Genomic DNA, 22,419 nt, shown 5'->3' with positions numbered 1-22,419 from the left:
CAAGTTTGCAAATTGCCCACCTTTGTTGTCAGGCGTACTACGCCGTTACGTCAGCGTTAGTACGTCGGGACTGCTGTGTAAATAAGAGTGGTCGTATACGTACCGCTCTCAGTTGTGGTGGCTATACCAATTTGGTAGCCAACTCGGTTTGTCTCTGCAGATGTTGCAGCGACAGTGTTTGTCATTACGACTTCGTTACTAGTTTTAAAAGCCGCAAAGTTACTTGCACCAAAACCAGCTATATCACCGTCATCAGTGTGGAAACCAAAGGCTTCTGTACCAGCAGCCGGGAAGGATGTTGGGGAAGCATAGGTTCCTGTGTGGTCGTCAATCGTGTCACTTGCCGCACTCGTAAGCTGTTGAGTGTAGCGAAGGTAGACGTTGTATCCAGATGACGCGTTAGTAGTGATTTGCAGGTCATGCGCTGCTACGCCGTTCGCTACAGCAGTAATTGAACCAAATGGTATTGAACCATCAGTTGTTGAAACTGTTGTAGTAGTACCAGCAACTGCTTGTGAGCTAGCAACTGGTTGAATGTCGAAGGTTAGCGTTGGGTCGACTGTTGCAGAAACAATTTGGCCATCAGTGTAAATGAAAGCCACTGTAAATGTTTCGTGAGTAGTCGAACATGCTGCGTCGGTGTAGGTTGACATAACAGCGTAGTAGGCTGTTTCAGCCGTGTCACCGTTTGTAACTCCGCCCCAGGTAATAGAACCAGAAGCGCTTGGAGCTTCACCAACACCATTGGTTATACGAAGCTTGTGGTCGGCGCTGGCAGTGTTGCCGACAGACCAGCTACCAAAGGTAACTAAGTCAGTTGCATCAAATGTAGAACTTGAGGTATCAAGGCCACTGATTGAACCCGTGCCGTCGATACTTGTTCCCATATCGATTTCGATACATTCTAGATTAGTACCGGTATCGATCGTTGACATGTCGATAATGTATGTACTTGTTTCACCGACTCTAGAATCGCCAAGCTCAAGCGACACATCACTCGGAGCTGCCGCTACAGGCGTGAACACACCGAACAACAAGCCCACCACACTCGTTGCTAAGGCAACAGCCTTAAGCGCATTGATTGATAATTGGTTGGTTTTTTGCATACGCAATTTTCTCCCTCTCTCTAATCATTTTCTTTTTATATCCAAATTTTCAACATAAACACCTATGTCATACATAAGACAGGCTTATGTTTAAAATTTAACACCATTTTAACACTAAAACCCGTGGTTAGCACTTTGGTTATACATAACGGACACTTCAAACACCCAAATACCAAAAAAGCACCCAGTTCTATTTGGGTGCTTTTGCTTGGTATCTAACCTATAACTAGTAGGTAGCTACAGCTGTGTAGATAAGTGTTGAGTTGTAGGTACCACTTTCTGTGGTGTTAGAAATACCTACTTGATACGCAACAGTGTTTGTTTCTGCACTTGGTGTTGCAGTTGTTCGGCTCATAACGATTTCGTTACTGGTTTTAAAGGCTGCAAAGTTACTTGCCCCAAAACCGGCAACGTCGGTGTCGTCAGTGTGGAAGCCAAAGGCTTCGGTTCCAGCAGCCGGGAAGGCTGATGGAGAAGCATAGGTTCCTGTGTGATCGTCAATTGTGTCACCGCTACCATTAGTTAGAGCTTGGGTGTATCTAAGGTAGACGTTATACCCAGACGACGCGTTGGTTGCCACTTGTAAGTCATGAGCAGCCACACCGTTTGATGAAGAGGTTACTGACCCGAACGGTACAGTACCATCAGTAGTTGTAGCTGTTGTAGTTGTGCCAGCTACAGCTGTAGACGACGCAACTGGTTGAATGTCAAAACTCAGTGTTGGGTCAACCGTTACTGATACGGCTTGGCCGTTGGTGTAAACGAAAGCAACAGTAGTTGTTTCGTTAGCAGTTGAACAGCCAGTGTCAGTATAGGTTGTCATAACTGCGTAGTAGGTTGTTTCTGCTGTATCGCCGTTAGTTACACCACCCCAAGTTATAGAACCTGTAGCACTTGGGTTCTCGCCAGTGCCGTTCGTAATACGTAGTTGGTGAGCTGCGCTAGCTGTGTTGTCGACTGACCAGCTACCAAAGGTAACAATGTCAGACGCATCAAAAGTAGAACTTGATGTATCGAGGCCACTCACTGCACCAGAACCGTCGGCATTTGCGCCAAGGTCAATTTCGATACACTGCAAGCTTGTGCCAGTGTCTACTGTACTCATATCAAGTACATAGGTGCTTGTTTCATCCACCCGAGAATCGCCGAGCTCAAGCGATACGTCTGTTGGTACCGCAAGTGCTGGGGCAACAGTACTCAGCACCATGCCAAATACAGTTGCGGTCATGGCAGCTCGCCATGCAGCCCGCTTAGTTTGTATAGCAGTCAGATTCATAATAATCTTCCCCTTTGTTTGTTTTTTATAATAGCTATTAGTTTTTGATGTTTAAAACTATAGTGAATTTATAGCATAAGCTCGACATAATTTCAATGTTTATGTCGTAGTTTTTGGTCGATGTTTGCTGCTGAGGGTTCTTTTGGTCACGATAATACTAACAAGGACGATCACAACGACAGATCCAATAGCCAACGGCAGCAACGGCGGGCCGATAAACACTGTGGCGCCAGACGAGCTTACGACTGAGTTGTCAGACCCAAATTGGGTTACCACTTGCACGGAGTAGCTGCCAAAGCCGGCAGCCTCCCAGCCAGACTCAAAAGTACGAATAGTGTTTGGTAATACAATTTGCGGCTTAATATCTTCTTCATATACAACGCTGTCGCCCTTTTTTATGGTTAGGGTGTTTTTAACCAGACTGTGAGTATTGCCAATATTAGCGAGTCGAAAACTAATCGGCAGCAGACCGCGCGTTGCGTACGCAGGGGTGTCGATGTCCAAAAATTCAATATTTTCTTGAATATCTCCAGCAACGTTAATAAACAAAAGTGCGGCAACTTCGGACTCAACTTTTATTTGTTGGTCAGCCGCCGGCGGCGTAACCGGCTTAAAACGAATTGTTGCGTAATGTCCGCCAGGGCCAGCATTGTCGGGAACCACAATGTCTACTTTGACTTCCCGAGTTTCAAACGGATCTAAAATGTAATCACCTTGCACCAGGCTAATCCACTCTGCGGCATCGTATTGGGTTCGTTTCGATGAATCAATTACCATGTCGTCTGGAATTAACGACTGGCTGCTGGTGCTAATTACCAGCTGATCATCGGTTTGGTTAGTTAGTCGTAGTGTAGCTTGTGCTGATTGGGCTGGCTGTAGAGCAATTTCTGTAATGGCCGGAGCTAGCGACAGTGTTGTCTGCGACTGTGCCGAGGCAGTGAAAGAAAGCAGCAACAGTCCGCCCCAGCTAACTAATAGTGCAATTAATAAATGCTTACTCATTAATACCTCGGGGTCACAGTGTAGATAACTGTGCCTTGATATTCGTCTGCAACTTGGAACTGATCAACGCCCACCCGCTGGGTAATGGTGAATATTTCGTTGGTAATTGGGGTAGCTGTTATCGGACCGGTGTTGTCAGCAATAATATCGCCCGGAGCTGTGGTGCTGAATGGGGCAAAACATGGCTGCGGATTACCACCCAGACAGGTTGATGAATTAAACCGGTTCACACCATCAACCAGCGAGTCATCTGAATGATAGCCCCAGCCTCGATCACTCGCCAACCATCCGTCGGGGGCAGCATAGGTTCCGCCGTTAAAGAAGCCAATAGTGTCGGGATTGCTAACCGCGTTCAACACGCCCAATGTATAGGCACGAATATTGTAACCATTATAGGCGTTAGTCGAGGTAGTGAGGCTAACTGTTTCGGTGTCGGTAAAGCTATTGCTTGGATTTAAGCTGTCGAAGGTTACGTTAGTTGGGCTCACCGCAAAACTAAGCGTTGGCGCTACATACATGCCGTCGGAGCTGGCTTGCCCACTGCGCTCAAAAATATCAAAGGCCCGCACATTGACGTAGTAGGTTTGAGTGGTTCGTAGCGATAATGAATTGGCCGTATACGATTCTACGGCAGCAACATCTGTCCAGGTTAATACGTCTGTTGCACCTTGTGATGTACCGATTGATAATTCATAGCGATCCAACCCAGAACCGCCTGCGTTATAGCCAGCCCAATTGGCGCTTAAACTATCCAGCGCTCCGTCATTAAAGTCGGCGTCAATACTTGTTGCAGTTCCGTCATACACAATACCGGGCACTGGGGGAGTAGTGTCGATGCCAACATCGCGTTCGTTTTCAGCATTGGCGCCAAAGCTCACCCAGTTAGAATACGCCCCATACAAATCACGGGTTGCAGCTTGCCAATGATATTCGTTGTCGCCACTGGCTAAGCCGATATTAAAATCGACGGTAACAGTCGTGCCATTGTAGGCAAATTCACTGGAGCAGGCGGTTTCGACATCCGTAAAGTCAACCCCGAGTAATTGCGCCTCAATACATAGTTCTAATACCTCATAATCGTGCACATCGCTAATATCACCTTCAAACTTTACGGTTGTGGTGTCTAGCCAATTGCCAAGTGGAATCGATGTAGTATCTGTTTCTTGTTGATCGAGATTAACCGGGTCGTCAGGCTCAATATTTGGTGTCCAAACACCTGTCATATGAAAAGTAACGGGCGTGTCACTCACATCCTCATGATACAGCTGAATGCCTCCACTTGTATCGGTGGGAACATGATTGCGCCACAGCTCAGAGCCACCGGATTCTGCTTCTACCAAATCTATAATACGGTTTAGCGCCGAACCATTTGTCCTTGAACCAAATTCATTTTCTGTATTAGTGTCCCCATTCGCTGCTATCACCTCTACAACAGCATTGTCGGCAATACCTTGAGCAGTTAAATCACGAGCTTGCCATGTGCTGTCACTTGTTGGGTTTGTTATGGTTGTGGCGAGTTCGTTGTAATAGCCTGGCGGTATGTCCCAATAACCAGCATAGTAAAAATTAACATTCGAATTATCCTCAGCAAATACCTCAATTAGACTATTTTGATCAGCTTGAGTAAAGAAAGTAACGGTAGTAAAGCTGTCGGCTGGATTTTCTGCCTCTTGAACATCGACTATTCTACTTAAGCTTGAGTTGTTTCTTCGAACACCAATTTGATTTTCAGCTCCATCCTCTCCGTTCTGGCCTACGATTTCTATTACACGATTCACTGGTACGTCGTAAGGAAACCCTGATAAATCAACATCTTGCCAGGTGTTGCTTGCACCTGCTGTAAAGTTGCTCCAACCCTCAACATAACTACCGCTCTCCCAGTAGCCATCAAGCATAAAAGTTGTCTCACCTGGATTATCGGTGTAATACTCAATGACTCCTGTTGCATCCGTTTGTACATGCATAGTGATTACCGCGTTTCCCTGGCTTCCGAAGAAACCACCCCCCTCGGCTTCGTGTAAGTTTGTAAATCGACTCAAACTAGAGCCGTTTTGCCGAACACCAGCCGTGGAGCTATCGCTGGCATCTGCATTCATAATGGTTATTTCTACAGCCGAATTAGCCGGAACGTTGTATGGAGCGTTCGATAGATTAATATCCTGCCAAGTACTGGTTGACCCAGTTGTCCATTGATTAGCGCGCTCAACATAAAAACTGCTTGGGATAGCTTCCGTAATTAGCTCAGCATAGCGGCTATATTGAATAGGGTCGCCACCGCTGCCGACCATTCTAAAACAATAGTTGGTCGACTCAGTAGCGCCGTTATTTTCTAACACCCAGTCCCACTCACCGCGTTGACCAGTAGCTATTGCCGTAGGGTTAGTTGCAGAATCGTTTTCTTCTTCATAGGTTTGTAGTTGATTGCCCCCGCCGTTTAACAGTGAAGTTGGTAGAGTTGTTTCGTCAGCTGGACTGCCGTTATTATAGCCACGCCAAATGCTGCCGCTACCCAAACCGCCAACATCTGTCCAGCTACCAATTAGACTACAATCTTCGCCGGCACCGTACTGCAAAGTGAAATCAATGTCGTTAACCGCAATGTCGGTACCAGCCTGTACAGCCATGCGCAACCTAACTATGCCGCCGTCGGCCACTCCAGACGCAGCAGTGTTTTCACTCGATAATGCCGCACCAGGGGTGGTGGAGTTTGCATTAGCATACCAGCGGTAGGTGTCTTGATTTAGAGCAACGTTATGAAAAGTGTCTTGCTCAATCGCCACCCATGCAACGTCGTCAGCAGAGTGAGTGTCGCAACTATCAAGAGTGTCGATCTCACAAAAACGCACATCGGCACCTGCAACGCTCACACTGCGGGCTTCATTAATTTCTACATTTTGCGCACCGGTATCAGTCTGCGATTCTACAATCACCGACGGCACATCATCAAATCCGCTCGTAAATGACACGTTAGTCCAGGTACTATTGCCTATACTTACCAGCCCGATGTCGCTCGTGACATCAAATGGACTATTGCTTGGGTCAATTGCTACCCAGCCAACTGTTTCATTGCTGCCATGATTGTCACAAGCATCAGAATTTGTTTGGCTGTGGTCACAAATACCGGCCGTGAAACCAGTGGTAGATGTCGTTGTGACCACCACCTCAATCGGGACTTCGGTGTCGTTTACGGTATTTACATTGGCAAATACATACGGGGCAGTGGAGTAGGTGTCGACGTAGGTTGGGCTTGATGTGGTGGTGGTAAAGTCTCCATTAACACTAAATGTCCCAGCTTCGATCCCACTGTAGTTTCCAGTTTCTGCAGCGTCGATCACTAAATAGCCAACTGTTTCAGCAGCATGAGTGTCACACCCATTACTGGATGAGCCCTCGGACTCACACACTCGCATGTCGGCCGAAGTGCTGGTTACGTTCCGCGCTTCAAATACTAATGCAGCTTGTCCGTTGTGGCTGTTGCTGTTGCCGACAACCACCGGAGTTGTATAGCTGTCTATGAAATTAACAGTTGTCCAACCACCATCGACAGCACTAGTAAAGGTGCCGGCCTCACCCAAGCCAGCTGGAACAGCAACACTTGCGACCGTGACCGTCGGGAAGGTTACGTAGCTCGTTAGAGCCTGGGTGTTATTTGCATCGAATAACCTAAAACAATACTGGCTAGCCGGAATTGCTTCGTCGGTTGCTTCAATACTGTATTCTAGCTCGGTGTAGGTTGCCGCATTTAGGGGGCCGATTGTGCCGGTGGTGTCGGCCGACTCGCGACCTTCTCCAAACACGTAGGTATAGGCTTCGCTATTAGCAAGTAAGGCTGGATTGGTAGCTTCTCCATCTGGTGATATATACGGCGTTTCGGCTATTTCAAAAGCGTCAGTCGCACTGTCATTTAAGCCAGTCCAGGTCGTAATAGCGCTACACGTAGCCTCGGAACTTGTAATTCTTCCAAATTGTAATTCATAGCTACGGGCCACTGTATCAACACCGGTGCCAGTATTGGCTGCGGCAATACGCAACCGATAATTGGTATTTTTTTCGATACTAGAAATTGCATTCGAGTCTTCGGCTGCTAAATATCCACCGCTTGAATTTAAGTCGGTTGTGTCGTCGCGCCACCGAAAGTGAGTTTGGGACATAATCGGTGTTCCTGGCGCAATAAGACTTTGCAATTGAACAGCTTGCACGCCCATTCTGTCGGCCTGGTAGGTCGATGTCGCATTTGCTGTTTCATTTATTTGGGTTAACTCAATGTAGTCGGTGTCGGTCAGACTATTGGCCACAAAGCCCGTTGATGACCCGGCAGTTCGAGCATCATACGCCCCTTGATCACCGCGGTTAAACTGCCCGGAAGAGCCCCATTCATACAAACTCAACCCATTAGCTTGCCACTCAAAAAACTGAGCCTCACGGTTGGCGTTGCCTTCTGGCCGCGCAGAATACAGTGAATGGAAGAACAAATAATCACCATTGGCTTCGATGTTAATTCGCTCAGTGTTAGTTGCGTCGTGATCAAAACTGTCGGTGTCTTCTTCAAGTGTTTCGTCCCACGTTATGCTGGTTCGCGAGGTGCTTAGGTCTTGGCCGCCACCAGTTTCACCAAGTCGAATGTAGTCGCCATCATCTGGCAGACGAGCAATCGCAATACCGGATTCGGCTGCTTTAGTGTTATGGGTGGCTGGGTTTACTTCAGACTCTCGCCGGATCTCCATCACTAGATCTTGGTTAGCAGCTGTGGTTTCAATGATTCCCGTCCAAGTTAACATGCCATCATTTGTGCTGTTAGTTCCACGAACATAGGTGCTCACACGGGTGCCGTCTATTTCTGTACCATCAAGCGTCAGTCGCGCTTCGTCGTTAATACGAATTCCGCCGTCGGTATGTGTAACACCGATGTTGAAAGTAACTAAATAATGACCGGCTTCAGCTATGGTTATCGTGCCACCAGAGCGGCTGAATGAGGCTGAATCAATTTCGTCGTCTGTAGCCAAAGTGACAGTTTCAAAACTGGTGGTACTGCCAATGGTTTGATCACTGGTTGGTCGGGATCGCAAATAATCCCAATCATCATCCAACTTAACTAGGTTAATGCCAGACTTATTAGCCCGTCGCTCAACGGTGGCAGAGTTATCATCTGTCCGCTGGGCTTGCAGTCGTATATCATCGCCAGCCGACACATCAATAATTGCCGCACCGTGATTATAGCCCTCATCCGCTCCACCAGAACGACGGATATAACCCTGTCCACGACCGTAGGCTAAGTCAGTTGAATCGTTTAATCGAAGCCAGGATTGAATTTCTGAACGGTTGCTGCCGCTGCTGGTTTGAGTTGGCAGCGTGTAGGTTACGAAATAGTGTCCGGCATCAGCCAGATCAATATCGATTGTGTTGGCTTGAAGCGAATAGGGGGCACCCTGAGTGGTAGTTGTATCCCAATCTATATTGGTAACGGTGGTGCCAATAACATCAGCACCCGTAGCCTCGCGGTAGATAGCAATGTCCGCCAGGGCGTCACTAGCTATTTGCCACTGTCGCTGCTCGGTATGTAGAAGTTGCGGCTGCTGGCCATCGCTAGTTGATTTAAATTCAAGCGGGCCAGCTAAAAAGAATTCTGGTGCAATGTCTGGTGCATCAAATGAATAGCCAAGCTTTTTTGACTCACCAGCGGCGATAGTAACGTCCCATTCGATATACGAATAGCGATCGTCGGTGTACACTAATTTGTAATTTTCCGCAAAATCAATAGTCTCGATTTCAAAACTACGAGGTACTCGTTCCACCACTGTGCCGCTAAACCCGTCGGCCGTTGTTACCTCAATGATCATTGGGTAGGTTAATGGTGGGTAAATACGCGTTGGACCGGTCCGCTGCACGCTGTAGTCTTGAGTGTCGCTTACCTCAATAACCTCAACAATGCTGTAGCTACCGGTGCGGGTAGTTGCCTGAACTCGGAGTTCATAGGTTCCTGGTAGGCTAAATTGGGTCTTACCGCTGTAGTCAGCTTCAATATGATCCTCGTACAAACTACAGCTGTCAGCCACCGTCAGTCGGTTGTCCTTGGTAGACAGACTGTCAGTCTGGGTGTCATTTAGATACACTCCAACCGTAACTTCAGCATCACACACTGGTTCACCATTATCGTTTAGCACCGCTAGCTGCAACAGGGCATTGTCGCCAATAGTGTAGGCTGATTTGTCGGTGTTGATTGCCAGCACGCCCCACAAAAAGTCTTGTTCGATTGATTGGGTTGCTCCATCGGTATCGCTCACGCTAACGTGAGCCGTATGCTCTCCAGGAGTAAATTGAGCTGGCGCAGTTACTTCAACCTCCCAGACATCTCGGCCTACGGTGTCTTTTTGCTTGTAGCTAATGTTTGTTTCAACGTCTTCAATCGTTTCGCCGCTACTGTTGATGATCTGAGTTTTTATCTCAACGTTGCTTGGTTGAATATCGTCTTGGCCAAACAGTCCGTTCAACTGAGAGCCAACTCCATCAACCAAAGTGTCATCCTGAGCTTGAGTAGTAAATTCGAATACTATTGAGTCAGAGGTAGAAACAAGCTGCTCATCGATAGTAAGCGGGTCGCCATTTTCGCCAATTTGAACAACGCTCAAGTTCGTTTGTTGGCCGATTTCATATGTCATAAACAAACTGTCCACCAGCAGGGTAGTGCTGGCATCGGCTCGAGACAAACCAACAACGCGGGCCTGCAATTTTTCAGTATTTTCTAAGTACGAAGGCGGCAATGAAATATATACATAGTTCGAGTTAGTGAAGTTTGACTGTTGAGTAGACGTAAACGCATAGACTGCTTGCCAGTTTTCGCCGTTATCGCCACTGATTTCTAGTTGAGCCAGCGAGTCGGCAGGCAGTTCGTCGCTCGGTTCTACGTGAACAGCAGTTTCCGCTACCTCCTGGCTTAACAATGACAGGTCATAAGTAAAATTTGAGTTTTGCTCAATAGGGTCTTCGACTGGGGGCTGGAGGGTATCATCCGTAGCCTGGACTTCCGCTTCCTCTTCCACTTCATCAACAGCTTCATCAACTTCTGGAATTTGTGTCACTGCAAACGACACGGCAATTGCTGGGTCGAGCTGACTGTCAGGAGGGAAATCGAAGGAACCACAGGTAAGCGCTCCATTAGTGGTTGGGTCGAGAACGGCTGAGTTTTCAAACGTGAAATCCGCTTCACCACTTGTGCTGTCTAGGCTCGGGAGTCCACCGGCTTTGGTTGAGGAGTCCCAGCCAATATCGTGGCCACATGACCCGGCCGGAACCGCTCGGGTATCACCGACATTTTGAGTTGTAGCTACACCGCTGTAACCAAGAATGGCATTCACTGCCACAATAAGGGCAATGGCCCCAACTATACGTTCTCGAACTGACAGCGGTTCAGCGAATTGCTGCACATGGAGTTTTGCAGTCAAAAAATGCCGCACAGGGTGGTTATGTTTCTTTGTTTTTGGTTTGGACATGTTCTCCTAAACAGCTTATCCAACGAAATACAAGCGCCTCACATAAGTCGCTTGTGTTAATTCTACGCTTTTTACTACTGTTTTTGAAGGGAAGAACTACTTAATTTCGAGTAATTCAAAGTCGTCTGTATAAACCGACAGGCTGTAGTCTCGACATTCGTCGAAGCAAACCCGACCGTCTGGACTCAGCGGGCTGTATATAAAACTGTAAATATTGGTACGTAATTCATTTTGATCGAGATAGTCTGGCAATAGGTCGGTAAGAAAGTCTGGATACACGCCGCCGTTGTTTGCTGCATAGCTTTCAAGCGCGGCCGATATCACACCGCCATCGGTTCGTAATTCGGTTTCTGTGTAGCCAAGGGTATAGCTGGAGTTAAAGTCATCGTCTGATTCAAGTTCGGAATAGTCTGACTCGTAGCTGTCATCAAAACCATATAGTTCTTTAGTTTCGTTATTTGTTTCAACAACCTTGTACAGATCGTAGCCAAAAAAGCCTAGATAAGCCGCAAGCAATACTACATTAATTACCGTAACGATAATATCGTTATTTTTGCTGCCAGCTCGCGCCGCTCTGTAGCGGTAGGCATAGGCAATTACGAGCGGCATAGAAGTTATAGTAATAATAAAAATTAACGCTGTTATATATAAATACGTATTATCAAGCTGCAATTGGTACAAGAAGTTTTGGTCCGCGGGGAACTTCGAATTAATGTAATTAAAAAGTTCATAGCTCCATACGTACAAGATTGTTGTTCCAAAAGTCGCTAGGAATGCATTTTTGGTGTTAAACAATGTCAGGCGTAGTCCTTCAGTAAAACTGCGTGCTTCGGTCATTGCAAAAGACATAAATCCTAAAAATCGCACCTGTAGCATAAACCACAACAGGAACGATCCATACAGGATTAATATATCTTGAGTCTCCAAAGAAAATAGTGCTAGGACTAAAAAGAGTAAACCGCCTCCGCTTAAATCACCGAGTAATACTGAAAACAGCAGCCAGTAAAAGATATAAAAAACTATGGTTACTAGGAAGGTTGCGGTGAATACTCGAACCCAAGCCCCGGCCTGTGGCTTAAACACCATCCCGAGTGAGCCCTTATCCCCACCAACAACCTTGTACACATACGGCGCAATAAAAGCCACCACCGCAGAAAAAATAGCCATAAAAACACCGGTCCCGACAATGAACTCCAGTGTGCCGCTGTCCGTTCTGCTGGTGTTGTCAAACAGTACGCCGGCGAGATATATTGCCCCCGAAACAAATGCCCCGGCCAATAGTGACAAAACTAATAGTGACGCAAAGTTCTGGAAATAATACACGAACGAATACCGCAAGGTCTGTAGGGGATTGTGAGTGTAGTCAGCGCCATTAGCACTCTCATTGTCGGTAACCTCATCGTTGGTGCCACCAACAAACTGAGCCGCACGAACACCCTTAACAGGCTCTGGGTACACATCACCTGCAGTAGATGGAGCTGCAACAGCCAATCCAGTCGCCAAAGTATCGCTAGCTGTCGCCATTGTTTGGGTTGCTGCGGGTTCTTTTGTTTGAGTGGGCTGTGTCAATGGCTGAATAGGACTTGGGCTGCTAACTTTTGGCTCATCTGGTGGAGTATCTGTTTGTTGCTCTTTAATGAAAGCGGCAGATGGCTGAATAGTTTTCATACTAGAGCGCACAGTCGGCTGGATAGGGGCTGGGATAGTCTCAGCTTGTTTTTTTGGTGGCGCAAGACCAGCCTCGACTAAGTCAATTCGCCACCCTGCATCAAGTAAAGCTTTTTTAATTTGCAAATCATCAACACCTGCATCGCGTTGTGACTTTATATAGTTATGTAATTCTTGGGTCATATTTATTTTTGGTTGCTTTGATGTAAGTATAGCTTACAAAGTTAAAAAATAGAATGTATGGTGAAGATTTTCTGATGAATGTAGTACTAGGTTTTAAATAACACTAAAAATTGCACTGACAACTGTCAGGATTAATAGTGGAGCCATGAATACTTTGTATTGATTATTCTCGCGATCAATAAAAGCAAGCACCGCGAGAAATCCCCCAGAAAATACCACTAGCCAGGCAATAACCATTGCAAAAGAGCCAAAACTTTTGGGCGAACCACCCAGTCCGCTATTACCCGCTACATCACTCAGCCACAAGTTAATAGAGGCCATTAACAGAAACGCTGTGCCTAGCTTGAGTTTCGGCGCTGCTATCAAGGCGATAATTACAAAGAAGCCAGCGAACAGAATAATAGCTTGGTGCATAATTTTAGTGTAGCAAATGCTAGATCAAAGAAATAAATTACTGTTAGAAGAAACTAAAAACAGCCACAAAAGTGACTGTTTTTAGTTTGGTGTACCCGAGAGGATTTGAACCTCTGACCTCTGGTACCGCAAACCAACGCTCTATCCAGCTGAGCTACGGGTACTCATCGGAATGGACTGACAGTTTCCGTTTTACATAATTGTAAAAGCTTCAACTGTTCGTCATTCCTCCTCTTATGATTTTTAAACAGTCATCTGCATAAAATTTTAAAGGAATTCCTCTGTGTAAAAATCTTGAAATAACATTATGAGTGCGGTTTGTTATTCCTTTTTGTAATTGAGCTCAATTATAAGAAGTAATAACAAACAAAATTGACCAGTAACGAAGCACCAAAAAGCGCATCGTTACGGTCGCATTTTAAGCTGATTTTAATCTTACGATTGCAATCAGCTACTCAACTTGTTCTTGGAAATTACGCCAAGAACTTACTCAAGGTACTTTCTGCCATCAGAGACAGAACAGGGGAAATCATACCACACTTAAAACAGTTTATTCAACAATTAAAACCGAAGGTATTTTGATAATTTGTCGATTGGATCGGGCTCTTTTTCTACATGAGGTAGATGGCGAGTCATAATTTCCATAATTTTGTCAGCGTCTTTTTCGTCGAAATAAATGCTGAGTGGGGGAGCGAATCGTTTGGTTGGTACCATATTTATGCTGTAAAACGACCCGTCGTGAATAATCGAAAATGACTTGAAGTCTGTAAAATGGAATTCTTTATGACCAACAACGATAGTGCTGTCGGACATCGAGTAACGGAGTGTTTGCGGCTGCCGAGTGGCGTACACCGCAAGCGCAGCTGTCATTAGCAAGATAACTAGCACCGTTAAAATATCGCCTGTTATCCAATACAGCAAGCCGCTTAAAGCAATGGCTGCGCCAGCTAAACTTGCATACCACAGGGGAGTTTTATGATGCATAACATACTCAGACGCCTCCCAATTTAGCAACATGTCATCGTGGTCATGTCGCTGAGAACTATACTCTGGTCGGTTGTCGTTTATCTCTGTTACTGGGTTGATTACTGGATGTTTGTTCGCCATAGCTACCACCCAGTATAGCAAGCTCACTTATTAGGTGTATACTTTAGCGTATGAATATAGCAATAAAAATCGTAATCACAATAATTTTATTAACAACCGCTATCTTAGCCAGCCTGGCTGTCTTTGATGTATTTAGTTTCGACGAGCTTGGGGAAAACCTCCTCAAACTGGCCGCTGTTGGTGGTATAGCCATCGCAACCAGCGCCGTTGTTAGCCTTGTTAATAAAAATTAACTAGCGCGTTTTTGTAGTAGGTCGAACTCAATCTGAAGATCTTCAAGTTTTTGCTCAATCTGCCGTTGAGTGATCTTTAATGATTGGTTGTAAGCATTTAATGCTATGTCTTTGTGAGTAATTTCAAGAATTTCATCAGCGGCAATAACACCCAGCTCAAGGTCGTATTCCTTTTTAAAAAACTCCACGATTTTATCAATCAGTATTTTTTTATCTTCTTTTGATAAAAAGTCGTACGCCGGTTTTTTAGGTTTTTTCATGATTAAAGTGTAGCAAAACGTATTCGAAGTTTTGCAAAATATGATCGAAAGGGGAGATATCGCTTTCTTTCGCTTTGCTCAATCGCTCCTCCATTCCCAAGTGCTCGAAACTAAGAGGTAGTTTCTGTGCGCTTGGTCATTTCGCCGAACTCCGTTCAAATCTCACTTTCTTCTGCTAGAAGACTTTTGCCGACCAAATGGTCAGCAAAACTCGCCTGGCGGAGAGAGGGAGATTCGAACTCCCGCGGGGAATTTCTTCCCCCTAACGATTTAGCAAACCGTCCCCTTCAGCCTCTTGGGTATCTCTCCTCGTCAACAATCACTGCCAACTGTCGTAACCAAACTTGTTTGGTTACTTTTGTTTATCGTGTTGTTTCCTCTCAATTACTCAAACAGTCGACTTAGCTCCTTGGTTTGAGTAATTGTAAAGAAACTTCGTTTCTTAAATAGTAGTGTGGCGGAAGGGGAGGGATTCGAACCCTCGGTACCCGTGAGGGCACGCCGGTTTTCAAGACCGGTACCATCAACCACTCGGTCACCCTTCCGCGTAATGTGTATTTAAACACTTTGATAAGTCCAGCTCAACAGATTATATCAACCCCTTTGCATTTATCAATCATCCGCCGCAGAATTTGTTTCTGTTTTTTATTTAATTACTTCCTAGAGCGTCGAGCAAAAACAAGGCCATCTACTGACCGGGCACCCGCGGACTTTAAGCGCTGGGCGCATGCCGACAGCGTTGCTCCTGTGGTAACAACATCATCAACCAGCAAAATCCGCCTGTTTGTAAGATCTACACCCCGCTTAAGCTGATAGCTTTGATGAGCTTGCATAAAGCGAGCGTCACGACGAGAACCGAGCTGTCGCTTTGAACCGCTATGAAACAAGGGCTGGAGCGCTTTTGTGTTAGTTAGCTCCGCAATTTGTTTAGCTAATAGCTCTGCTTGATCATAGCCCCGAACCCTAATTCGGCGTGGGGCAGTCGGCACGGCTACAATGTAGTCGTAGTCAGAATAGGGAATTATTATAGCCATTTCACTCGCTATCGGTTTATACAACTCACGAACTCGTCCAAATTTGTAGGCTTGAATTGCTGTTTCGGCTTTTAAGTAGTTAGATGTTGACCAGATATGCTGCAAAGGGTGGGTGCGCCGGCACGAACCACAGGTTTTATTATCTTGGGTTAGAGTGTTGCAATATACGCAACGTGAAATTTCTGGATCTTTCAAACCCACCAAGCACTCGTCGCACAGAACCGCTTCAGATGAGCCACAGTTAACGCAGGTGTGCGGCGCAATCAATGAAATAGCTAATTCGACAACATGCATAGCTTGCTCCTCTAGTGTTACTTTGGTTATAATCATAGCAACATAAAAAGCCGTCTTAAAAATACCAAACTACTTTACAAACAAATTCGGAGGGAGAATTTATGGCTAGAAGAGGCCAAGACGACGATTTACTTATTGAAGACGAGCTAACTGCAGCTTTTCTTGGTGATGACGATCAAGATGACAACCAGCAACCAGCAGGACAACAAGAGGACTGGCTCGAAGAAGATGCCGTTCCAGGTCAATTAGCTGTTGATATTTACGAAACACCAGAACGATTAGTGATAAAAGCCCCAATCGCAGGTATCGACCGCAGCGACCTTGATGTATCTATCACTGACAACACGCTGAGCATTCAAGGAACACGCCACTCAGGTGTAAAAGAAGACGAACCAAACTACCACGTTCAGGAATGTTACTGGGGAGCATTCACGCGCTCAATCACTCTACCAGTGAGCGTAAAAGAAGAAGGTATTAAGGCAGAACTTAAAGACGGTGTTCTGACTGTAAGCTTCGAAAAAGTAAAACAAGAAACTGTACGAAAAATCGAAATTAGCTAATCCCTCAAGCTATACGCTAATTCAAAAACCCACTCCAACCTGAGTGGGTTTTTCGTTTGATACTAAAAACTCCACCGATTAAAGTGGAGTTTTTTCAACTATCTAAACTGTAGACTAGTTAGTTTCGAGCTGGTTTGTAACAAAGTTAACTGCTGCGAAAGCTAGGAAAGCGACAATAATACCGACGATAGCGTAAAGAATAGTGTTCTTTGCGCCAGTTACAGCGTTTTGGTCACCTGCTGAAACAACATAGCGAATACCGCCGATGATTAACATAATGACTGATATAGCACCAACTAAGAATAGAAGTGTGTTTGAAACAGTGCTAAAGATACCGCCGTCACCAAATAGGTCACCACGAGCGCCTTCTGGAGCAGCACAGTCCGCGCCACCTTGAATTCCGCCTGAAGTAATGTCACATGGGTCTGGGGTAGCCTGTTGAGCGAACACCTTAGAACCATTTGCAAGTACGCCACCAATAGTCGCTGTAAATGCTCCTGCTGCTTTATAGCCTAGATTTTTTACTGAACTGATCACTGTTTATTCTCCTTAACGTGATTATTTTGATTTTAGTTTAACCATTTATTTGAAATATATCAAGGCTACTAATCTGTTTATAGCCTGTTTGTTACGAAGTTTACCGCAGCGAATGCCAAGAAGGCAACAACAATGCCAACGATAGCGTAGAGAATGGTGTTTTTCGCGCCAGTCACTGCATTGGCGTCACCGCCAGAAACTACATACCTAAAGCCGCCAATAATTAACATTATTACCGCTAATGCACCTACTAAAAACAACAAGGTGTTTGTAATAGTTTTAAAGATGTCACCGATATCATTTCCTTGTCCTGCAGGAGCTGTACATTCACCGGTAGCTGGATCATATGTGTAATTAACAATCGTGTTACCTTGGTCATCTTTTTCATCATTTAAATCACAGATCTCTGCTTTTGGATCTTGTGCACTTACCGGAGCGCTCAAAAGCCCCGCAGCAACAAAAAGCAATGCCAGGGCTACTAGCACCCCAGTTAATAGTTGTTTTGTTTTTGTCATGTTTATATCCTTCCTAAGATAAAGTTAACAATTGAGAACGCAAAGATAGATATGATCAAACCAACAATGGCGTAAATTATGGTATTTTTCGCCCCGCTAACAGCATTAGCGTCACCGCCAGACACCGTATAGCGTAAGCCGCCAATGACAAGCATCAGTATTGAGATTGCCCCTGTTATAAAAATGAGTGTATTGGTAATTGCCTTAAACGGGCCTTCAAATAACCCTTCTGGTGAGTTTCCGTTGCTATCTACACACTTACCAGCTGCTACATCAAAGCTTGCGCCTGGGTCACTGAGCGAAACCTTGCAAACCTCATCACGAGCAGTTTGCGCGTGGACAGAACCCGCAAAAAACACGAAACCAATTGCTAGGGCAATAAACATGATTGATGAAAATTTTAGAACTAAACTATTCATTTAACTTATCCTTCTTAATACAAAGTCTATAATAATTTCGGTCGATACCGCCACTATTAATGCCACTAATGCATATATTATGGCAGACCGAGCGCTTGCAACCCCTTGTGGATCTCCACCAGACGTCGCGTAACGAATGCCAGATACAATTATGATTATGACTGCAATTGCAGCCGCTAGACGCGTCAGGCCGCCCATTAAATTATCGAATAAGGTGAGTAGCCCGCTAGTCGAACTGGTATTATCTACTCCTTCGCAGGTCTCACCGCCAACCACAGGCACGCCTTCGCGGCACAAAATATTCTCGGCATCTGGTCCAGTAGTCGGTATGGTGCTGTCAATTGCACCGCCAGAAGGTTCAACCAATATAAGTTGATCATCATTAGCAGGATCTGGTTCTGGCCCTACTGCAACAACAGCTAACGGCATTGCTGCCGAAATAAATACTACTGCTAAAAAAATACGTAAAACTTTCACGATAGGTCCCTAGGTGCTCCCAACTACAAAGCGAACTATGCCAAACGCAGACAGCGACACAATTAAGCCGATAACCGCATACAAAATGGTATCGCGTGCAGCTTTAAGATTATTAGGGTCGCCGTTAGAAGAAGCAAACTTAATAGCCCCGATAATTATGTATAGTGTCGCAACACCACCCGCGACTAAAAACACAATGCTTAGCAGCTGTTCAACGCCGTTGCCGCCACCATTTCGTGCTGCATCACAATTAGGTAGGTTCAAATCCTCGCAACTGCCCAAAATTCCTTGTGCAAATATATTAAACATCTAGAACCTCCCCGCAATAAAGCTCACAATTAAACTTGAAGCAATAGTTATAATTAACCCAATAGCGGCGAGACGAATAGAACCCAGTGCTTGTTTAGTTTTTTCTGGGTTTCCATTAGAAGTCATGTATCTAAAGCCGGCATAAATCATAAATCCAGTGGCTACATAGGCGGCTACTCTTAATAGGATTTGCAATACGGCCAGTACTATTTTCCATATGTCTGTCAGTTGATTTATCTTCACCGAACAACTTCCATCAGCGTCGAGCTGACCGTCGAGGTACCGGTGCCAAGGCGGAACACCAAAAAAGTTGTTTTGGCCAAGCGTACAAGCATTGCCGCTCGAACTTCCAGGAACGACTGGATTCTCAGGCTGATCAGCATCTGTGGTTTGATTTTGGATACATGCAAAACGAGCTCCAGCTCTTTCTCCAGCATCAGCGGTCGAGCTGCCAGCATCGTGACATGCAGCTTGTACGGCAGCAGATGTAGCAGTTTTGCCTTGATCAGAACAAGTAGTGTTGTCGTCCAAAATAATCGTTCCGTCAGTACACAACGACCCTGCACCGTGGTCTGCACTAACTTTAATAGGGGACGGAAAGACAGTAACCAACAAAGCTACTAATAATGGAATGAAAAGCTTCTTCACTACAACAGTCCTCCTGGTATTAAGAAATTAAGTATTGTCGCCATAAAAATAAATGTTATCAAAGCTATAATAGCATTAGTCAACCGCTGCATAGCAGCCTGGATAAGTTGCGGATTATCCCTCGACGAAGAATACTGGATCCCGGCCACTACAATAGCGGTGGTTACCACTAGACCAACACCAACCGCTAAAAACCTAATGATCCCTTTTAAATAAACAATTATTGGGTTTCCAGCCAGGCCAGAATCTGCGTCAGAAAGAATACAATAACCGCCTTCAACTTCGCGAATAGCCGGATCATCGCCAACACCTATACTTATAAAAACCTCGTTATCTTCACACGGCGTTGCATCGATACTGGTTGAGTCCTGTACAGCATCAGGACCTTGGCGTGTGGCTGGCTCTGGGTCAGTAGTGGCTGTTTCCTCAGTACTCGGCTCTTCTGCTGGACTTGGAGCAGGTTCGTCGTCCGGAATAGTTGGCGTGCTTTGGCCTGAGTCTCCAGGGCTTGGGCATATGGGATTAGAAGTTTGATTGATATTAAATCTTTCTCTAAAAACGTTACTATCCTCGATACTCTGATAGGTATTTGTACTGACAACTAGTCCAACCTGTGAACATATGTTTTCTACAATAATTTCTTGGTTAGAAGACGACCGAAAAATATATTCCGCGCCATCCCTTTCGATGAATAAATAGCGCTCTTCACCACCACAGCCGCTACTGCCACAGAGTCTTTTCCGTATATTAGTGGCGGTGTATACGGGGTCCGGCTCTTCATAGTCATAAATTGTTACCGAGCTTTGTGCTGAAACAGGCCAAAAGAACACGATTGGTAGTGCGAGTCCAACGAGTAATGTAAATATTTGTTTTTTCACTTGCATTGTTCCTTGAGGTCAGAGTACACTACGCCAGCAACAAAAACAACTCAACATATCCTTGCAAATAAATAAAAATTATTGTACTATAATTACGAAAATTAAGTGTTACGAGGTGAATAAACATGGCGGATGGCGAAAGTATCCCTCAAATCCCAGAGTCTAATGGCGAATCTAATAGCGACAATCATGTTGTAGCTGCACAAGACGGAGTAGTTGAACAAGGTCATACATTTACGCCAGCAGAGGTTGAAGCAATAGAAAGAGCAGCTCGGGCAGAGGGCCAAGCAGAAGCAACACAGAGTGCATTTGACATGCTTAAAGATCTAGTTGGAGGAGCTCAAGCAACCACTGCTGATGTTGTAAGAGCTAATGCTGATGCTGAAAAAGCACGAGCCGAAGCTGATGCTAGAAAAGCCGAAGCCGACGCCGACGCACGGGCAAAGGCAGACCAAGCACGGGCGGCAGCAGATGCAGCACGGGCAAAATCAACCGGTAGCGGCACTGGGGCGGGTAAGAGCGCGGCAGAAGTACAAGCTGAAGAAGCGGAAAAGAAAAAAGTAAAAGGCCGCAAAGAGTGGGAGCGCAATAATCCGTTTGAAGATGGTTTTTGGCAATCTACAAGTTATGATCGAAAAAAAGATGACTTTACGGCTGCTAATTTTGAAGATCAACTAGACAAAGAAATTAAAGCTTTACAAGAGGTTGCAAACGAGCTGGTTGCTGACCCCAACTCACTACCAATAGGTGCAATAAAAAAATTAAACACAATAGAATTCGACGATGGCGGCACTACAAGAAATGTCGCTATTCGACTTAATCGATATGCCGATCTTGTTGGTAGCACCGGTACAGTACGTGAGAAAATTCTTGCACTTTCATATGATCTAATAGATTCGCTTGCTCAAAGAGCCGGTGAAGCACAGTTGCTGCACGTGGAGAATCCAGTACAAAGCAGCGCAGGTAGACTCACGGACGAAGAAGCCGAATCATACTGGCAAACATGCACCAAACACGCCGCCACAATTGGCAGCGAGGTTTTATTAGCAAAAGGGCATAAAGCACGAGAAGAATTTAACACCTCAAATGAGCACCTAGACGGCACCGAAGAAGAAGTTGCCATAAAAGAAGCCAGCTATGAAGAGCAGGCCGCGATGAAAATGCGCGAGGCTTTTGACAAGCAAGCCGCCCACGCCCTTGAAGAAGGCTTTAAGTTTACAAGCACTTACCGAGATTTGCACCCTAAGTCAGAATCGAAGGCAGATGACAAGCGCCGAAAGGCAAAAACTAAAGCTGGAAAAGACCCGAATGAGGTTGGGGTTCCACCTTTATTCCCAAACGAAGGTGTTGAAAAAGAAGGTGAATCATATAAGTGGAGCAAAGATCACAAAGTTGCACATGTAGGTGCTGCTGTTGCTACTCTTGCTACTGAACTATACTTTAGGGTTTCAGAAATGGATTTGAGCCGAGGCTTTGAAAACACTCTAGCTATTATTGCTGGTTCGTACGGTCTAATAAAGGTCGGGCAGGCCGGTGTTAGTGAGCGACACAAAAATAAAATTGAAGACACCAAGCGCAAAGAGCATTTAGCTGACCAGGTGTCACAAACGCGCGCTCCAAAGCCACTAGAAGGCAACCCTGACGAAGCAACAGCAGTAGAAAAAATGCAAGTTGCCTACCCAGACGCTCTTAAACCGTTTGACCAAGCTGGCTTTGAGCGAGCCCATGACGCAACTCGTAACGTTCGCTTAGTAAGCGCCTTGTGTGCTTTTGCTGTAGCGGCATCCTTAGCGGTTATTGGAGACGAATCTGGAGACCAAGCTCAACCGACCTTTGAAGCTGACGTTCCTGCTGGTGCGCCAATGGATACTGAAGAACTAGAAGAAGAACTAGGAGAAGATTTTGACGCAGGCGATTCTGCGGTCAGTCCAGAAGATTTCCAAGACTTATCTGAACAAAACCAACAAGGCCAGGCCCTTGAAGAAGCTGCCGGAGCAGGTGGGAGTTAAATA

17 protein-coding genes, 3 tRNA genes and 2 pseudogenes are annotated in these 22,419 nt (G+C 45.6%); 3 read left to right on the top strand and 19 right to left on the bottom strand.

Annotated features, from left to right (window positions below; genetic code table 11):
• Positions 1 to 56: 56 nt before the first annotated feature.
• The 8 genes from EYO12_03955 to EYO12_03920 form a co-directional block, all read right to left on the bottom strand.
• Positions 57 to 1,106, bottom strand: coding sequence for a hypothetical protein (locus EYO12_03955; GenBank protein HIA92235.1), 1,050 nt, complete (start codon positions 1,104 to 1,106; stop codon positions 57 to 59).
• A 226-nt stretch (positions 1,107 to 1,332) separates the two neighbouring features.
• The gene (locus EYO12_03950) at positions 1,333 to 2,382 is read right to left on the bottom strand and encodes a hypothetical protein (GenBank protein ID HIA92234.1); all 1,050 of its coding nucleotides are present in this window, start codon (positions 2,380 to 2,382) and stop codon (positions 1,333 to 1,335) included.
• 99 nt (positions 2,383 to 2,481) lie between these two features.
• Positions 2,482 to 3,384, bottom strand: a complete 903-nt coding sequence (locus EYO12_03945) for a hypothetical protein (GenBank protein ID HIA92233.1) — start codon at positions 3,382 to 3,384, stop codon at positions 2,482 to 2,484.
• Positions 3,384 to 10,871, bottom strand: coding sequence for a hypothetical protein (locus tag EYO12_03940; protein ID HIA92232.1), 7,488 nt, complete (start codon positions 10,869 to 10,871; stop codon positions 3,384 to 3,386). The genes EYO12_03945 and EYO12_03940 overlap by 1 nt, the downstream gene beginning before the upstream one ends.
• 96 nt (positions 10,872 to 10,967) lie before the next feature.
• Complete coding sequence (locus tag EYO12_03935) at positions 10,968 to 12,722, bottom strand: hypothetical protein (GenBank protein HIA92231.1); 1,755 nt, start codon at positions 12,720 to 12,722, stop codon at positions 10,968 to 10,970.
• A gap of 93 nt (positions 12,723 to 12,815) precedes the next feature.
• Complete coding sequence (locus EYO12_03930) at positions 12,816 to 13,136, bottom strand: hypothetical protein (protein ID HIA92230.1); 321 nt, start codon at positions 13,134 to 13,136, stop codon at positions 12,816 to 12,818.
• 87 nt (positions 13,137 to 13,223) lie between these two features.
• Positions 13,224 to 13,300, bottom strand: a tRNA-Arg gene (locus tag EYO12_03925).
• Between the two features lie 397 nt (positions 13,301 to 13,697).
• The gene (locus EYO12_03920; protein ID HIA92229.1) at positions 13,698 to 14,243 is read right to left on the bottom strand and encodes a hypothetical protein; all 546 of its coding nucleotides are present in this window, start codon (positions 14,241 to 14,243) and stop codon (positions 13,698 to 13,700) included.
• Between the two features lie 50 nt (positions 14,244 to 14,293).
• On the opposite strand from EYO12_03920, the gene EYO12_03915 reads away from it, so the two are divergent.
• Entirely contained in the window at positions 14,294 to 14,476 is a 183-nt protein-coding gene (locus EYO12_03915; protein HIA92228.1) for a hypothetical protein, read from the top strand.
• Here EYO12_03915 and EYO12_03910 read toward each other — a convergent pair.
• From EYO12_03910 to EYO12_03895, 4 genes are all read right to left on the bottom strand, one after another.
• Positions 14,473 to 14,736, bottom strand: a complete 264-nt coding sequence (locus EYO12_03910) for a DUF2164 family protein (GenBank protein ID HIA92227.1) — start codon at positions 14,734 to 14,736, stop codon at positions 14,473 to 14,475. The two genes, EYO12_03915 and EYO12_03910, sit on opposite strands and share 4 nt — an antisense overlap.
• Positions 14,737 to 14,952: 216 nt before the next feature.
• Positions 14,953 to 15,045, bottom strand: a tRNA-Ser gene (locus EYO12_03905).
• Positions 15,046 to 15,191: 146 nt separating this feature from the next.
• Positions 15,192 to 15,281, bottom strand: a tRNA-Ser gene (locus EYO12_03900).
• Positions 15,282 to 15,389: 108 nt separating this feature from the next.
• Positions 15,390 to 16,100: a ComF family protein gene (locus EYO12_03895; GenBank protein ID HIA92226.1), complete on the bottom strand. Its 711-nt coding sequence runs from the start codon at positions 16,098 to 16,100 to the stop codon at positions 15,390 to 15,392.
• Between the two features lie 65 nt (positions 16,101 to 16,165).
• Here EYO12_03895 and EYO12_03890 point away from each other — a divergent pair, with 65 nt between their 5' ends.
• The gene (locus EYO12_03890; protein HIA92225.1) at positions 16,166 to 16,624 is read left to right on the top strand and encodes an Hsp20/alpha crystallin family protein; all 459 of its coding nucleotides are present in this window, start codon (positions 16,166 to 16,168) and stop codon (positions 16,622 to 16,624) included.
• A 114-nt stretch (positions 16,625 to 16,738) separates the two neighbouring features.
• Here the strand turns inward: EYO12_03890 and EYO12_03885 are convergent.
• From EYO12_03885 to EYO12_03855, 7 genes and pseudogenes are all read right to left on the bottom strand, one after another.
• Positions 16,739 to 16,957 (bottom strand): annotated as a pseudogene (locus EYO12_03885) (hypothetical protein).
• A gap of 281 nt (positions 16,958 to 17,238) precedes the next feature.
• Positions 17,239 to 17,448 (bottom strand): annotated as a pseudogene (locus tag EYO12_03880) (hypothetical protein).
• Positions 17,449 to 17,678: 230 nt separating this feature from the next.
• Positions 17,679 to 18,095, bottom strand: a complete 417-nt coding sequence (locus EYO12_03875) for a hypothetical protein (protein HIA92224.1) — start codon at positions 18,093 to 18,095, stop codon at positions 17,679 to 17,681.
• Positions 18,096 to 18,572 (bottom strand): hypothetical protein, encoded by a 477-nt coding sequence (locus EYO12_03870; protein HIA92223.1) that lies wholly within the window; start codon positions 18,570 to 18,572, stop codon positions 18,096 to 18,098.
• A gap of 9 nt (positions 18,573 to 18,581) precedes the next feature.
• Positions 18,582 to 18,881, bottom strand: a complete 300-nt coding sequence (locus EYO12_03865) for a hypothetical protein (GenBank protein HIA92222.1) — start codon at positions 18,879 to 18,881, stop codon at positions 18,582 to 18,584.
• Positions 18,882 to 19,529, bottom strand: coding sequence for a hypothetical protein (locus EYO12_03860; protein HIA92221.1), 648 nt, complete (start codon positions 19,527 to 19,529; stop codon positions 18,882 to 18,884). It abuts the gene before it with no gap.
• Positions 19,529 to 20,407 (bottom strand): hypothetical protein, encoded by an 879-nt coding sequence (locus tag EYO12_03855; GenBank protein HIA92220.1) that lies wholly within the window; start codon positions 20,405 to 20,407, stop codon positions 19,529 to 19,531. Before EYO12_03855 ends, EYO12_03860 begins: the two co-directional genes overlap by 1 nt.
• Before the next feature lie 125 nt (positions 20,408 to 20,532).
• On the opposite strand from EYO12_03855, the gene EYO12_03850 reads away from it, so the two are divergent.
• Positions 20,533 to 22,416 carry a hypothetical protein gene (locus EYO12_03850; protein ID HIA92219.1) on the top strand — a complete coding sequence of 628 codons (1,884 nt, stop codon included), beginning with the start codon at positions 20,533 to 20,535 and terminating at the stop codon, positions 22,414 to 22,416.
• The last annotated feature ends 3 nt before the right edge of the window (positions 22,417 to 22,419 follow it).

The sequence above is a fragment of the Candidatus Saccharibacteria bacterium genome, assembly GCA_012965045.1.
GTDB lineage: Bacteria > Patescibacteriota > Saccharimonadia > Saccharimonadales > DTSZ01 > DTSZ01.
Note: the sequence above shows the minus strand (reverse complement) of the source record. Positions and strands in the feature narration are given on the sequence as shown.

Coding starts and splice junctions, on each gene's coding strand:
- EYO12_03955 (HIA92235.1), bottom strand. CDS start 1,106: ATGCAAAAAACCAACCAATTATCAATCAATGCGCTTAAGGCTGTTGCC.
- EYO12_03950 (HIA92234.1), bottom strand. CDS start 2,382: ATGAATCTGACTGCTATACAAACTAAGCGGGCTGCATGGCGAGCTGCC.
- EYO12_03945 (HIA92233.1), bottom strand. CDS start 3,384: ATGAGTAAGCATTTATTAATTGCACTATTAGTTAGCTGGGGCGGACTG.
- EYO12_03940 (HIA92232.1), bottom strand. CDS start 10,871: ATGTCCAAACCAAAAACAAAGAAACATAACCACCCTGTGCGGCATTTT.
- EYO12_03935 (HIA92231.1), bottom strand. CDS start 12,722: ATGACCCAAGAATTACATAACTATATAAAGTCACAACGCGATGCAGGT.
- EYO12_03930 (HIA92230.1), bottom strand. CDS start 13,136: ATGCACCAAGCTATTATTCTGTTCGCTGGCTTCTTTGTAATTATCGCC.
- EYO12_03920 (HIA92229.1), bottom strand. CDS start 14,243: ATGGCGAACAAACATCCAGTAATCAACCCAGTAACAGAGATAAACGAC.
- EYO12_03915 (HIA92228.1), top strand. CDS start 14,294: ATGAATATAGCAATAAAAATCGTAATCACAATAATTTTATTAACAACC.
- EYO12_03910 (HIA92227.1), bottom strand. CDS start 14,736: ATGAAAAAACCTAAAAAACCGGCGTACGACTTTTTATCAAAAGAAGAT.
- EYO12_03895 (HIA92226.1), bottom strand. CDS start 16,100: ATGATTATAACCAAAGTAACACTAGAGGAGCAAGCTATGCATGTTGTC.
- EYO12_03890 (HIA92225.1), top strand. CDS start 16,166: ATGGCTAGAAGAGGCCAAGACGACGATTTACTTATTGAAGACGAGCTA.
- EYO12_03875 (HIA92224.1), bottom strand. CDS start 18,095: ATGAATAGTTTAGTTCTAAAATTTTCATCAATCATGTTTATTGCCCTA.
- EYO12_03865 (HIA92222.1), bottom strand. CDS start 18,881: ATGTTTAATATATTTGCACAAGGAATTTTGGGCAGTTGCGAGGATTTG.
- EYO12_03850 (HIA92219.1), top strand. CDS start 20,533: ATGGCGGATGGCGAAAGTATCCCTCAAATCCCAGAGTCTAATGGCGAA.